General features: G+C 35.7%; 13 protein-coding genes. 4 read left to right on the forward strand and 9 right to left on the reverse strand.

Annotated features, from left to right (window positions below):
• Positions 1 to 110: 110 nt before the first annotated feature.
• The 4 genes from ACFX4I_RS16130 to ACFX4I_RS16145 form a co-directional block, all read right to left on the reverse strand.
• Positions 111 to 1430 (reverse strand): UDP-glucose dehydrogenase family protein, encoded by a 1320-nt coding sequence (locus ACFX4I_RS16130; protein WP_230303069.1) that lies wholly within the window; start codon positions 1428 to 1430, stop codon positions 111 to 113.
• 1 nt (position 1431) lies between these two features.
• A complete protein-coding gene (galU, locus tag ACFX4I_RS16135) occupies positions 1432 to 2337 on the reverse strand; it encodes a UTP--glucose-1-phosphate uridylyltransferase GalU (RefSeq protein WP_230303070.1) in 906 nt (301 codons plus the stop codon).
• Positions 2338 to 2769: 432 nt separating this feature from the next.
• Positions 2770 to 3144 (reverse strand): hypothetical protein, encoded by a 375-nt coding sequence (locus ACFX4I_RS16140; protein WP_377421733.1) that lies wholly within the window; start codon positions 3142 to 3144, stop codon positions 2770 to 2772.
• 1435 nt (positions 3145 to 4579) lie between these two features.
• Positions 4580 to 5176, reverse strand: coding sequence for a serine/threonine protein kinase (locus ACFX4I_RS16145; protein ID WP_230303072.1), 597 nt, complete (start codon positions 5174 to 5176; stop codon positions 4580 to 4582).
• 349 nt (positions 5177 to 5525) lie between these two features.
• On the opposite strand from ACFX4I_RS16145, the gene ACFX4I_RS16150 reads away from it, so the two are divergent.
• From ACFX4I_RS16150 to ACFX4I_RS16165, 4 genes are all read left to right on the forward strand, one after another.
• Entirely contained in the window at positions 5526 to 5999 is a 474-nt protein-coding gene (locus ACFX4I_RS16150) for an NUDIX hydrolase (protein ID WP_377421735.1), read from the forward strand.
• Positions 5999 to 7087 (forward strand): glycosyltransferase, encoded by a 1089-nt coding sequence (locus ACFX4I_RS16155; RefSeq protein WP_230303074.1) that lies wholly within the window; start codon positions 5999 to 6001, stop codon positions 7085 to 7087. Before ACFX4I_RS16150 ends, ACFX4I_RS16155 begins: the two co-directional genes overlap by 1 nt.
• Before the next feature lie 338 nt (positions 7088 to 7425).
• The gene (locus ACFX4I_RS16160) at positions 7426 to 8214 is read left to right on the forward strand and encodes a HipA family kinase (protein ID WP_230303075.1); all 789 of its coding nucleotides are present in this window, start codon (positions 7426 to 7428) and stop codon (positions 8212 to 8214) included.
• 446 nt (positions 8215 to 8660) lie between these two features.
• On the forward strand, positions 8661 to 9305 hold the full coding sequence (locus ACFX4I_RS16165; protein ID WP_377421738.1) for a 2OG-Fe(II) oxygenase: 645 nt from the start codon (positions 8661 to 8663) through the stop codon (positions 9303 to 9305).
• A 198-nt stretch (positions 9306 to 9503) separates the two neighbouring features.
• Here the strand turns inward: ACFX4I_RS16165 and ACFX4I_RS16170 are convergent, their stop codons facing one another.
• From ACFX4I_RS16170 to ACFX4I_RS16190, 5 genes are all read right to left on the reverse strand, one after another.
• Complete coding sequence (locus tag ACFX4I_RS16170) at positions 9504 to 10283, reverse strand: hypothetical protein (RefSeq protein WP_377421740.1); 780 nt, start codon at positions 10281 to 10283, stop codon at positions 9504 to 9506.
• A gap of 622 nt (positions 10284 to 10905) precedes the next feature.
• Positions 10906 to 11331 carry a VOC family protein gene (locus tag ACFX4I_RS16175; protein WP_377421742.1) on the reverse strand — a complete coding sequence of 142 codons (426 nt, stop codon included), beginning with the start codon at positions 11329 to 11331 and terminating at the stop codon, positions 10906 to 10908.
• A gap of 437 nt (positions 11332 to 11768) precedes the next feature.
• Positions 11769 to 12197 carry a DoxX family protein gene (locus tag ACFX4I_RS16180; protein WP_230303079.1) on the reverse strand — a complete coding sequence of 143 codons (429 nt, stop codon included), beginning with the start codon at positions 12195 to 12197 and terminating at the stop codon, positions 11769 to 11771.
• Between the two features lie 67 nt (positions 12198 to 12264).
• Complete coding sequence (locus ACFX4I_RS16185; protein WP_377421744.1) at positions 12265 to 13119, reverse strand: M56 family metallopeptidase; 855 nt, start codon at positions 13117 to 13119, stop codon at positions 12265 to 12267.
• Positions 13119 to 13535, reverse strand: a complete 417-nt coding sequence (locus ACFX4I_RS16190; RefSeq protein WP_230303081.1) for a BlaI/MecI/CopY family transcriptional regulator — start codon at positions 13533 to 13535, stop codon at positions 13119 to 13121. The genes ACFX4I_RS16185 and ACFX4I_RS16190 overlap by 1 nt, the downstream gene beginning before the upstream one ends.
• Positions 13536 to 13874: the final 339 nt, after the last annotated feature.

The following is a 13874-nucleotide window of genomic DNA, read 5'->3' on the forward strand; positions in this document are numbered from 1 at the left end:
ATAAAAAGCACCCAAGAACTATCAAAGGTGCTGCATTGCCAATTTGAACCTAATATATGTCTTTAAAGAATCATGTTCGGGTTAATGAATTGTTAGAAAATGTTTTCGCTTTATGTCATACCAATAACAATTGCTGGCCTTCCTATTGGATAATATTCTATTTTCTTGCACGCTCTGATTCGATCTTCTTCAAGACAATTTCTGCCATCAAAAACAATCGGTTGTCTCATTGTATTCATCAATGTCTCCAGGTCTAAATATCTAAACTCATTCCATTCGGTAACAATAAATACAGCATCCGCATCCAATGTCGCTTCGCGGACTGAGCTGGCAAATCTAATTGTATCCCCTAATATCTTCTTCGCATTATCTATTGCCACCGGATCATAAGCTACCACTTCTGTTCCAAGTTTGGTTAATGAACGCGCAATTTTGATTGATGGCGCTTCCCTCATATCGTCTGTCTCTGGCTTGAAAGCAAGACCAAGCATTGCAACCTTTTTCCCTTTTAAATCCCCCAAGCGATTTATCGCTTTCGTTACAAGGAGTTCCTGCTGAAAATCATTAATCGCTACTGTTTCTTTTAACAGGGAAAAATGTACTCCATTTAACTTGGCAGTATGAAGCAACGCTTTAACATCCTTTGGAAAACAAGATCCTCCATAACCAATACCTGGCTGTAAAAAAGCTTCTCCAATCCTTTTATCTTTTCCCATTCCCTTTGCTACATCTTTAACATCTGCACCTACTGCTCCGCATAAATTGGCAACTTCATTGATAAAGCTAATCTTAGTCGCCAAAAAGGCATTAGAAGCATATTTAATCATTTCCGCACTTCTAATACTTGTTAGTATAAATGGTACATTTAACGGACGATACATTTCTTGGACTTTCTTAGCCGCCTCATCATTTTCAGAACCGATGATGATTCTATCTGCTTTCATCGTATCCATAACGGCTGATCCTTGTCTTAGAAATTCAGGATTTGAAACCATATTAAAGGTGACCTTTTCGTTACAAAGTTCTTCCATAATTTTTTTAATAAAATCATTCGTACCAACTGGCACAGTACTCTTTATAACGACTACTGAACTCTGCACTAGGTTCGCAGCAATATCCTTCGCGGCTTGCACAATATACGATAAATCTGCTCCCCCATCCTCCATTTGCGGTGTACCTACGGCAATGATGATAATCTCGGCACCATTTAGCGCCTCTCGATGAGATGTTGTAAACAGCAGTCTGCCCGCTGCGGCATTTTGAGCAAGCAAATTCTCCAGACCCGGTTCATATATTGGAGAAACCCCTTGACGTAAACTTTTAATTTTCTGTTCATCTGTATCGATACAAATGACACTATGCCCTATTTCGGACAAACAAACACCAGTGGACAGCCCGACATAACCTGTACCCAAAACGGCTATTTTCATATTATTCAAGCTCTCTCTTTTTAATCTGAAGGTTTTCTTTCTTATTTACATCCCTTAAATAGGAAAGTACCTCATCTCTTATATCATCCCTGCGTAAAGCAAAGTCGATTGTTGCTTTTATGAATCCAACTTTATCACCAATATCATATCGGTTTCCCTCAAAGTTATATGCTAATACGGCCTGCTGCTTATTTAGTTCATTTATGGCATCAGTAAGTTGTAATTCATTACCATGTCCAACCGGAAGCTTTGATAGTGTTTCAAAAATCTCAGGTCTAAAAACATAACGCCCCATTATCGCATAACTGGAAGGAGCCTCTTCCCTTTTCGGTTTTTCCACCAAAGAATCGATATGAAAAAGGTTAGGCTCAATCATTGTCCCTTTTGGCTTAATAATTCCATATTTACTGACATCCTTTTCCGGTACATTCTGAACAGCTACGACGGAACTGTTGAAATACTCAAAAACACTGATGATTTGTTTCAGACAGGGTGTTTTAGACATAACGATGTCATCTCCTAACAAAACAGCAAAAGGTTCATTTCCAATGAAGCTTTTAGCACAGAGAATTGCATGTCCTAGCCCCATCGGTTCCTTTTGGCGGACATAATAGATATTTGCCAAACTAGATATTTTCTGAACTTCCTCTAAAATATCTAGCTGATTTTTTCTTAAAAGTGCATCTTCCAACTCATAGGATTTATCAAAATGATCCTCTATTGATCTTTTTCCTCTACCGATTATGATAATAATTTCCTCTATACCCGAAGCTACTGCTTCTTCAACAATATATTGAATCGTTGGTTTATCAACAATCGGCAGCATTTCCTTAGCCTGAGCTTTTGTTGCAGGCAAAAATCGGGTCCCAAGGCCTGCGGCCGGAATAATGGCCTTTCGGATTTTCATAAGCTGCCTCCCTTTGTCATTCATTAATCCTTTATATGCAATAGGACAAATTCCGGTCTAGTTAGTAGCCCAATTAGTGCTTTTTTATTTAACGGGGACCAGTAGGCTATACATGCAAGAATCCCAAACTGGATGTGGCCGAGTGTCGCAACCTGTCGGTTAGTGCCAAATTAAAAACTCCATTACACTTTTTATGCAATGGAGTTACCATGGTTTAGAGTAATGGTGGATATAATAAACCACTGTGTGTACATTTTTGCGGCTTTGTAGCCAAACGATTTCCTTTTGAAAAACTCCAGCTGTCAGAAATGAGAACAACAATTTCTTTGATAATATTATCGGTATCGCAAGTCCTTTATAAGTGGTTTTTAACTTTCCGTTCCCCTTTTAGCTTTAAATAAAAAAGAAGGGGCTTTCTCAGCCTCTTCTTCTTTATTCAGTTTCATCTTCATTTTTATTATTACTACTGCTACTGGCTATGAACATTGCAATCTGTGCCTTTTTATCTAAATCTAAATCAAGTGTATCGATTATGCTAAAAGGCGATTTTAATTGGAGGGGGTGTGGTTGTGAAATCTTCGTTATTTCATGTAAGATTTTATTTGAAGTTTGATCTTGTTGTTTAATTAACTGATTCTGAAGTTGAATCTGAAGTTCCTTCTGTTGTTGTTCTTGGAGTTGGAGTTGGGCTTTAACATTTTCTAATATATGGGTAAAGTCATCATGCTTTTTATCATCTTTCTGACCCTTCTTATATTTCTTCATTTCGTCTTCCTTGTATTTATCTTTTCGATCATTTTTACCCATTAGGTTCCCACCTATTTCACTATTTATTGTTTATGGAAGCACACTTGAATTTCATATTGTGTAAAGTAAAATCGTTTTCTCAATTGACATTGTATTCACCTTTATGTTTATAGTAAATCACTTTTGTTGCAGAACCAATTTAAGGACAATCGGGGATAGCTATTTCACCATTTCCTAGTGTAGTTGTTGACATGAATGTGTTGCCGTTTCCGATATAACTACAGCAATGTTCTAATTAATTAGTATCGTCCACATTGATGGTGGGCAGGAGTAGCACCTAAAATGCCAGGGGTGTCGGTAATCCTTCGCACGTTATTTTCACAGTGCTGCTCGGACAACTAGGAATGGTAAAAGCAGTTGCCGTGAAAGTCAATTAAAGGACAACAATTTTTTTTAGGAATCCATACATGAGTACTTTGTTATTTTTCTTGACAGTGATCTTAAATAGATAAACAACTATCACCAGTCTTTCTATAGGTATTCAACACACCTTTGAATGACTAAGTGTTTGACATGCATGGACGTTAAACTTATATCACCTTGCAAAAAAAAATTCGTTATCCGTTTACAAAAATATAATTTTACTAATATTGTAATTTATCCTTAAAACTGCCGTTTTTACGTTCGTTACAGTATATGAGACTTGGCTCCGGGTTGGGGACCTTTTTTGACTTGCCGCACAATAGATCCCAGACCTTAAAGCAAAAAAAACAAAATTCTCCGGGACATAGAAGGCAAAACGGAAAAAATTCGCGACATGAATATCGCGAATTGCTTACAGGAGGTCTTGACTATATGAAAAACGTCTAGAGTCCTAACTTGTTCCCATTTAAAGGAAGGGACACCCCATTTTATCCTGCTCAGGCCTACCAGCAGTTAAATAAAGCCGTAGAGTTCGTTGGCGCGGAACATGTCGGCAACTATCCCTTTTGGAAAAACGTTAGGCAATGGATTTTACAAATCCACTAAGGATATTGTCATGCTGCAACCGATTTTGCATCATTCCCATCCATTTTTCACTCTACACTACATAGGTATTACCGAAGATGAAACGAGCAATGTACCAAAAACATTTTAGCGTTTTCATTTTAATAAAATAAAAATGCCGTATTCAAAACGTTCGTACTTTTACGAACGTTAACAATGGGTGTTCAGGAGAAACGCCTCCGTTCCCGAATGTGTACATGACGAACGGGAGTAACAAGGCTATACTGCGCATTTCGCAAATTTTATAGTCTAAGAGAATTCCATCAAAAAAAGTCGAACTCCTTTACGTGAAAGAATCGACTTTATTCTTTTAGCTTTTCCTGCCTGTACAACATAATTGGTTTTGTGATGAATTAATCATGAATTTTTTTACGTATGCCATACTTGCACAGGTTAGAGCCTTTGCGAAAGCCAATTCCCTATATTGTCCTACTATCGGATCCGTTTCCTATATCGCATTGAAATCGATATTTTTCTGCCATTCTTCATATGATTCAGGATCGATTTTCTTTGCTTGTTCCAGGAATGTATCCAATAACCCCAATTTCTTTAGATCACGAAACATCTTCGGATTATATGGATCATTCATTGTGAGGCCATCTGAATGATCGATTGCTTTCAGCACATTTCCCTTTGTTACAACAAAATGTCCGATTGAGGTCTTGATTCTACTAAATCCAACTCTCTTTAGTTCCTTTCGAATCATTATGATTTGTTCTGTAATCGATTCGGGAATATCTTGCTTTCCTTTCAAATAATCTTTTAGATTGGGACCTTTTAAATACTCCATGATTACATAGTTTGGTCCGACTTCATATAACCTCGGAACAATATGAGTTTCCATTGCTGCTTCAAGTGCTTTCCCCTCTTTGGTTGCTGCATTGGGATTGACATAAATTTTCACGCAAAGATCTTCATCAAGCTGAAAAACTGCACCTTGACTTCCTTCCCCAATTAGTTTTAATGTGGTTGGATTATGAATAATAAGTCCCTTTTTACCGTTCTTTTCTATTCTCTCAACCCTTATTGATTTAAAATCATTCATTTAACCTTTCACCTCTTTTCTTTTATAACCATAATCTATGATATGAAATACTCGATTAGTTGCTTTAGGTTAATAACACTTTTTCAATAATAAAGTCAAACCTTCTTTTACTGAGTTCTTAAGGACAAGAAGGAACATATTGGAAATTGTCCTAATTCGATTCGCATTATGAACGATTTTCGAGCAATTCTTCAGTATCTTATGCTCCTATACGTTTAACTAAAAAGAATTTCACAAAAAAACACTGAAATATATGTGCTTGTCCGTTTCAAATTATTCCATTTTGAATTTAATAAAAAAGAGGAATAACCAGAAAGAAAATGATCAATGATCAGAAAGGAGACCTGAGATGGGATACATTGAAGATTTACGTGCTCTCGTTGGGACCAGAGCTTTGATACTTACTGGGGTTACCGTTTTGGTTATCGATCAGAACAGCCGTTTTCTGATGGTACAATCCGATAAAATATGGAAATTGCCGGGCGGCTTTATCGAATTAGGAGAATCTGCGGAAGAGGCATGCAGACGTGAAATTTTGGAGGAAACCGGAATTAACATCGGTAACCTTCAATTAATTGGCGTTTTTTCAGGGAAGGACTATTTTACGAAGCTGCCTAATGGTGATCAATACTTTTCAATCAACATTGCTTACGTGACCGAAGACATACTCAGCGGAGATTTAAAACCTGATGATATAGAAATACAAAAGGTTCAATTTTTTAAATGGTCCGCATTTCCGAAAGAATTAACTGAACGAGATCGACAAATATTTCAAAGTTTTATCGAAAAGTTGATTTTAGAGGGAAGGAAGGGATTGAAGTAGTGAAGACAATCGCTTTTTACATTAGAGAACCTATTAAAATAAATCAAGGATTTATGTACAATCAGATCATTATGTTGGATCAATATCGGCCTATTGTTATAGGACCTTACCCAAATAGCGACAATGTTCAATATCAGTTTGAACATTATTTTAATTTGAACGAAATTCAAGACCTTGGAGCCTTCCTTATGGAGCAAAATGTCGTGGCGATTCACGCTCATCAAGGGAAACATTCCATCGATATTTTACCAACAGCTTTAGAGTATGATATTCCTTTGATTGTGCATTTTCGGGGACGTGATTCATCCACTCAAACATATAAGAGATTTCGCAAAAATGTTCTCCGATATCAAAATTTAGTAAAACATGGAGCTGGTTGTTTTGCCGTTTGCCAATTTCTTGCAGATGAATTGAAAAAATTAGGATTTAAAGAAGATAAAATACATGTATTATATGGCGGTCTAGATTTAAATTTATACCCATATGTCCAACGTTCCCTACCTAAAGAAGGTGAAATCCGAATCTTATCTGTAGCCAGGCTTGTCGAGAAAAAAGGATTTTTTACGCTTTTGAAGGCTTTTCAACGGATTCATCAGGAATACCCAAGAACGACGCTGCATATCATTGGGACAGGCAAAGATGAAGAAAAGCTAAGAGTTTTCATTGATGAAAACCAATTAAACGAACACGTTTTTCTTAGGGGGCCAATGGATTCTAACCAAATTTCTAAGGAATTAAGAGATTCCCATCTCTTTTGCCTTGCCAGTGAAACGAGCGAAGATGGCGATGTAGAAGGAATCCCAAATGCATTAAAAGAAGCCATGGCAAGCGGTTTACCAGTCATCTCCACCTTTCATGGAGGAATCCCGGAATTGATTGAGCATAAAAAAACAGGATATCTTGTTCCTGAAAAAGATGATATAAAATTGGCTCAAGCTATAAAATATTTCCTAAGTCATCCAAGAGTTTGGAAGAGATATACCAGAAGTGCAAGACAGGTTATTGATGAAAATTTTGATTTAAAAAAACAAATCATCGAACAACAAAGGCTATACAGCTTAATGGAAAAAAATAACGGAGTTAATTGACATAGTCAAAGTAAATGAGTATGTGATCAGTAAATTAGCGATGTTCCTTCCCTCCTTTTGTCCCCCTCGGCCTAGTATATATCCCAGATGAATTCATAAAAGGACTCCTAAATCACATTCCCAAAAATACAAATTCAGTTCAGAATGCCAATACTCGAGATCGGACCATAAGCATTTTCCTTGCAGTACAGGAAGGCGGTTATTTTGTCCATTTGATTGATTATGGAACATGTTTGGGTGGATATCATTGGTCTGAAAAAACGCTTGCCCAGAATCTGAAATATGTCAGTAAAAAAGAAATAGAGCTATACAAATATTTTTAAAGGAGATAAAGTGATATGACAAAATATCCAGTTCGATATGTACAAACATTAAGGGGCGGAACCGCTCATGTCATTCTTTTCAGCGATGGTAAAGAATATGTCGTGAAGTGGTTCGGTATTAACAAAGGAAGAGAAAAAGAAGTGGTCAATGAATACATGATCGGCAAATTGGCAGAGCTCCTTTCACTTCCCGTTATTCCATTTGAGCTTTTATATATACCGGAAGAATTTATCAAGAAGACTCCTGAATTACAATCCACTAAACACAACTATAGTTCTGGATACCAATATGGCTGTGTTTTTATTGAAAACAGTACAGTTTTCGAGAATGTTAGAGAAAATCCCCCCACTAAGACGGATGTTAAAAACCGAGATATGCTAGCCGGTATAACGGTATTCGACCAATGGGTAAATAACTCTGATCGAGGTACGATGAATGTCATTTTGGAAAATCTCAGTGATGGCGGCTATTATGTCCATATGATTGATCATGGCAGAGTTTTTCCGGGACGTTACCAATGGTCAGCTCAAACGCTAAGTGAAACACCGGTATATAACTACCATTGGCCTTTTTATAAATGGGCCTTCTCTCTTCTCGATGATCACACAGAGCTTACATCGTATATAGAAAAAATAGTGAAATTGCCGAACAAATCGATCTATCAAGTGATTGAATCAATCCCAAAAGAGTGGAATGTGAGTACGAAGGATAGAGATGCTCTCTACAAGTTTCTTTTAGAACAGAAAATTAAATTGCCAGAAATCGTCGATCGTATCATCCAGCATCATAGCAATCCAAGATAACGCAGTTTTTTTCCAAAGAAAAGTAACTCCTTATTAAGTTTAAAGGAGTTACTTTTTTTATCTATAAATCTTTCCATTCCATACTTTTTCTCTAAGTTTCTTAAACAGCTTATTACGAAAGGAAATGTGTTCCTTTTTTGAACAGAAGGAAATAAATTCACGTATGGTTTTTGGTGAAAATACACACATGAATATCTATACAAAGAGACTTGTGCATATTGTGAGTGAGCTTACTATATTTTATGTAAAAAATTAGAGTTTGCCATAGTCAAGTGCCAGGTCACCAGTAGTTTTTACTGGTCCACCTCATAATCGGAGCACTGTTAGCAAGAAATAAGAAACAGTTATATAACAAGGTTCATGGTATAATTAACATAATAAAACGCTTATAGTAGCAATTTAAACTATTTGTTCGGAAAATTCATTCTATTAGGAGTCGATGAAAGTTGACAGTGGAAAATAAAATAAGTAAAGAACAAACTATTTTTAATCATATTGGAAATAAAATTAAAACGGAAGACCGAGAAATTAATGTAATTGCTAGATTAGATGAACCACTAATTGTGATATTAGGGAATGTTTTGAGTGACGAAGAATGTGACAGACTTATTGAATTGTCAAAGAACAGAATGAATCGTTCCAAAATTGGAGTTAAGCACGAAGTAAATGAGATAAGAACGAGCAGTAGTATGTTTTTTCAAGAAAATGAAGATGACATCATTACCAAAATTGAAAAAAGGATTTCAACAATCATGAATATACCTATTGAACATGGAGATGGTATTCAAATTCTTAAATATACTCCTGGGCAAGAGTATAAAGCTCATTTTGATTTTTTTACATCCTCAAATATAGCAGCAAAAAATAATAGAATTAGCACAATCATCATGTACTTAAATGATGTGGAGCATGGGGGAGAAACTTATTTTCCTAAATTGAACTTTTCAGTGTCTCCGCGAAAGGGAATGGCTGTGTATTTCGAATACTTCTATAACGACAAAAATCTAAACGAACTAACTCTACACGGTGGAGCACCCGTTATCACTGGTGAAAAATGGGTTGCAACACAATGGATGAGGAGACAAAAATAGTCTGTAGCTTGATAATGTGTAAACGATAGACTTTAAAGGCCTCAATTTTAGGTGCCTTTGTTCAATAGGCACCTATTTGTTCATTAGGATTCTGTTTATTAAAAATGGCCAAACGATGAAATCAAAAAAAAGAATGATCAATAGTCTAAATTAACACTGGTTGATCCTTTTGAGCTCCAAAATTTCTGAGCACACTATTCATTTACCCTTGGTACTTTTTCTAAAATTGTCGTAATCAGTCTTAATGTAATGAAATACCTTCGCGTTGCCATTATGGTCTGGATGAGTTATTTTTAATAACCCTTTATATTCTGCTAATACTTCTTTATTGCTCGCCGTTTTAGAAAGCCCTAATTTTTCACTATAATCATTTGATTGAGTAGTGGAGTCAATATTGTAATTGTTTCTGATGTTTTCTTTTAATTTTATCAATTCATTACGTAATTCAATATTTTCTTTTAATAAATCCTTTGTTTCATTTTGTAATTCACTTTTCTCATTCTTTAGAATGGCAACTTCCTTTTTGAACATATCCCTCTGCTGAATCAATATTCTTTTTCCAGTCTCATGAAGTTCTTCAATACCTTCTATATGCTTATCTTGAGCTTGTATTTTTAATTTTAATCGGTGTATGATTTCGTCCTTATTTTGATCTATGTTATCATTTATAGCCAGCTTTGAAGCTGAGTAATCGCTTATGTAACCATTGTTCCTCTTTCCGTTTCCTGAGTATTTAATCTTACCTTCGCGAAGCCAGCGACTAACAGTTTGTACACTATTACTTTCTGTTACTCCTGCATCTTTTAACATTTCAAATGCTTGATCTGTGCCTTCCATTATGTATCCGGTTTTTCTATTCTTGTTTCCTCCCTCATATTTAATCTTACCTTCACGAAGCCAGCGTCTAACAGTTTGTATACTGCTACTTTCTGTTACTCCTGCATCCTTTAACAGGTCGAAAGCTTGATCTGTGTTCACATTGTTCCCCCTTTCCCTTTATTACGCAATGTATGGTACTCGAATGATCTTAGCCTATTAAAAGGAATATATTATACAACGAATGCGACTAATTTGTATGTCAATGTTTTAAATAATAGCATAGCCATTTTCTAAACAAAGAACAAATAGATGAAGAATATATGACGAATATCACAGAGAGGTAACGATTAGGTATCAAAATTAAAGTGTGAAACCAGAAATGAATTATCTGTAACTACTAAAGTCATGATATCAATGGTGGAGTTCGTTTATTAAAAGCAATATATACATTCAGATTGAATCCAGGATCATGGGAAAGTGAGAATGAACGCTACATTATACATAAACATGATGTTATCTTACATGCTATGCTACCGCGCGGGATGATCTTTGGCTGCATATATGAAAAGAGATAAGAATCCTACCAATAATCCCATAAGGAGTATGCAAGCAGTACGTGGATTTACAACGTTAAGGAAATTCCAATATTAAAAATCCCAATCTCTCAGTGATATATATGAGAAATTGGGATTTATTTATTCATCAATTACGATTTAAGTTGCAACTAAAAGACACTAAAACAGCTGATATTTCCATGTTGATATTATTTAACTAGAGAAAATTATTGTCGACCCTCTGTATAAATTTGGAAGGTTATGCCGAATTTATCTGATACAATCCCATAAGCAGGGCTGAAAAAGGCTTCCTGCAGCGGCATTTTCACTTCTCCACCATGCGACAAAGCTTCAAAGATTCGTTTTGATTTTTCCATATCATTAATTGAAATACAGATCGTGACTTGATCTCCAGATTGACTTGTTTGACCTGGAAACGTATCGGAAAACATGAGGTCCGTTTCCCCAACCTTTAACATTGCGTGTGCTACAAGATCCTTTGCTTCTTCTGGCAGAGGAAATTCTGGGTTTGCTGGCATTTCTCCAAAAGTTTGATTAAAAACGACTTTTGCATCCAAAGCTTTTTCGTAAAATTGTATCGCTTCCTTTGCATTTCCGTTCATCATTAAATATGGAGATAATCTCATTGTCATATTTAAATAGCTCCTTTTACTTTGATTTTTTACAAGCTTGAGAAATTTCCAAGCTTCCTTTTGTACTGGTCAGTGGCAATAACCACTATACCATTATTACCCATGATTGTATTTTATAAAAAGGAACGTGTGTTCGTCAATAGATTTTGCTGAAAACTATCCATTTTTTTGTGTTAACGGCTGAATTGAAAATTCCAAGGTGTTTGGTCCAGACTTGCAGTATTGTCATTTCGCAAAGTATTTTACGATAATGCAGTCATGGAAAGCTACTTTTGATTACCAAAATGTAATTGATTTATTATCGGTTTTTCTAACCATGAAGCATTTCAAACAAGAACAAGGAGAAAAGAAAGAGGCATGACCCCAGTAGATTGCCGGTTTCATGCCTCAAGACTGTTTAAAAAGTGTTTAATTTTTCGGGATATCGTTTTTTCTAATTAACCTGCTATCATTTCTGAATCTTGTCTTTTTTTAAGGTTTGGTAATTTAGAGTCTATAGATAGGAATCGGCTTCCATTCATTACTAGGTGAAGTGCAATAATCATAAGAACTAGATCCAGTTCGTACCCTGTACCTTCTCCATTCCCCATAAAACCTGCTGGGAATTTCACATAAACAATTGCTCCAGCCATTATGAAAACAAGGAGGGCAGAAATTATTCTTGTTCCAAGACCTATAATTAAGGCAATTCCTCCAACCAATTCAATAATACCTACTACATAGGCCATAAATCCTGGAATGCCTATACTTTGAAACCATCCTGCAGTGTTATCCAATCCACCTTTGAATTTTGACAAACCATGCAAGAAAAATGAAATTCCTAACATAACTCTTAATAAAAAGGTTCCGATCTCTTGTTTATTCATGACACATCTCCTTTTTTATTTTACACTACAAAGTGTAGTGTAAAATGGTAAAAAAATCAAGTGAAAGTCATCCGACAATCACTATAGTCATTCCCAATAGTAAAACCAAAACATAAATTGAAACGAAAATCGTGGTAGATTCAGCCCTCAAAGGAATTGATTTATGTGGATCAAGTAATTGCTGAAGTCTATAGTTAACTGATTCATTGGAGAAGTGAACAAGGACAGGAAAGGATTTATCAGTGCAACCATGTTTAATTAACTTCAATAAAGCGGCACTTATGCCTAATTCAGTCCCCATTTTATTAATCGCATTTTCGTCGGCTGATAATTCACTTATTATTTTGTAATTTTCATGACACCATTTTGTCAGTGGGACAAACCATAACCCATCTGAGATCAACTGTAAAATAAAGATTACCAGCGGATCATATTTTTTTTGGTGAAAGGCTTCATGCTCCACTACCGCTTCTAGTTCATCAAAGTCCAATAATTGAATTAAACCAGTACTGAACACAATGAAAGGCCGCTTGAAACCTAGCGTAAACGCAAGAGGCTGTTCAGCGTTCACAACTAAGATATCATTGTTGACCCGATTGAATGTTTCATTTATTGACCTTGTCATATCAACGTTTTGTGAAAGAAAAAGCTTTTGTTTAAATCTTCTGGATAAGAAATATTGCTCTGCAATTTTGAATAATGTGCTCAATATACTATAGGATATTATTATACTTAGCAGAATGACGACCACAAAGTAGTATACTGAATCTTCCTTGAATAAACTAAAACAAAATTTAAAAAAGTTGGCTTTAATATTCACACCAAAAAAGATATGTACTAAAAATGCTCCCATTTGGCACCATACTACACAGGCAATTAAAAGACTCAGGCCTATCACAAAATAAGACTTTCTCTTCCACATTATAATTTATCCTTTTTTAACGATTGGATTTTTTGTTCCAATTTTTCAATTAAACCTTGGTCAGCGTCTTGCATGGCATCGAGCATATGGCTTATGACCGCCCCACCAAATTCATCCAGCAAATTCTCAGTCAGTTTCTTTGACTGCTCTTCTAAAAACTCCGCTTTGGACTGCACCGGGCGAAATAATGAAAGTCTCCCTTCAGACCTCTTTTCAAGAATGCCTTTTTCTACTAAACGATTCATGACGGTCATTACAGTGTTGAAATTGATAGGTTTGTCAAGTTCCAATGATTTCTGAACCGATTTAATGCTCTGTTCATCTTTATCCCATAAATATTCCATGATATTAGCTTCCAATGGACCAAAGAAACGATTCAGTCCAACTTCATCATATTTAAAATTTTTAATATTCATCCTTTACCACCTCCCACTACAAATTGTAGTGGAAATCCTTATTACAATCAAGTTCCATCCGGAAGATTAGTATCACGGATTTCTATAGATTGACTATTCACATGACCCTATTGTCCTTCTCTACCAAGTTCCTCTGGTTCTCCACCTCTAATTACATGCCACTCCTTTTTTCAGTATTAAATGTTCATCCGTTCCTTTTTCCTTATAAGAAGGGATCAAAATTTGCTTATAAATTAAAAAAACGAGCCTATTGGAGACTCGTTTCAGTTTGTAGACAAAAGGGGTTCGGAATTAAAAAATTCCGAACCCCTTTTGAAATTCTCTTTGAATTTTCGCCTA

This window comes from Peribacillus sp. YIM B13472, from assembly GCF_042788005.1.
Lineage (GTDB): Bacteria > Bacillota > Bacilli > Bacillales > DSM-1321 > Peribacillus > Peribacillus simplex_E.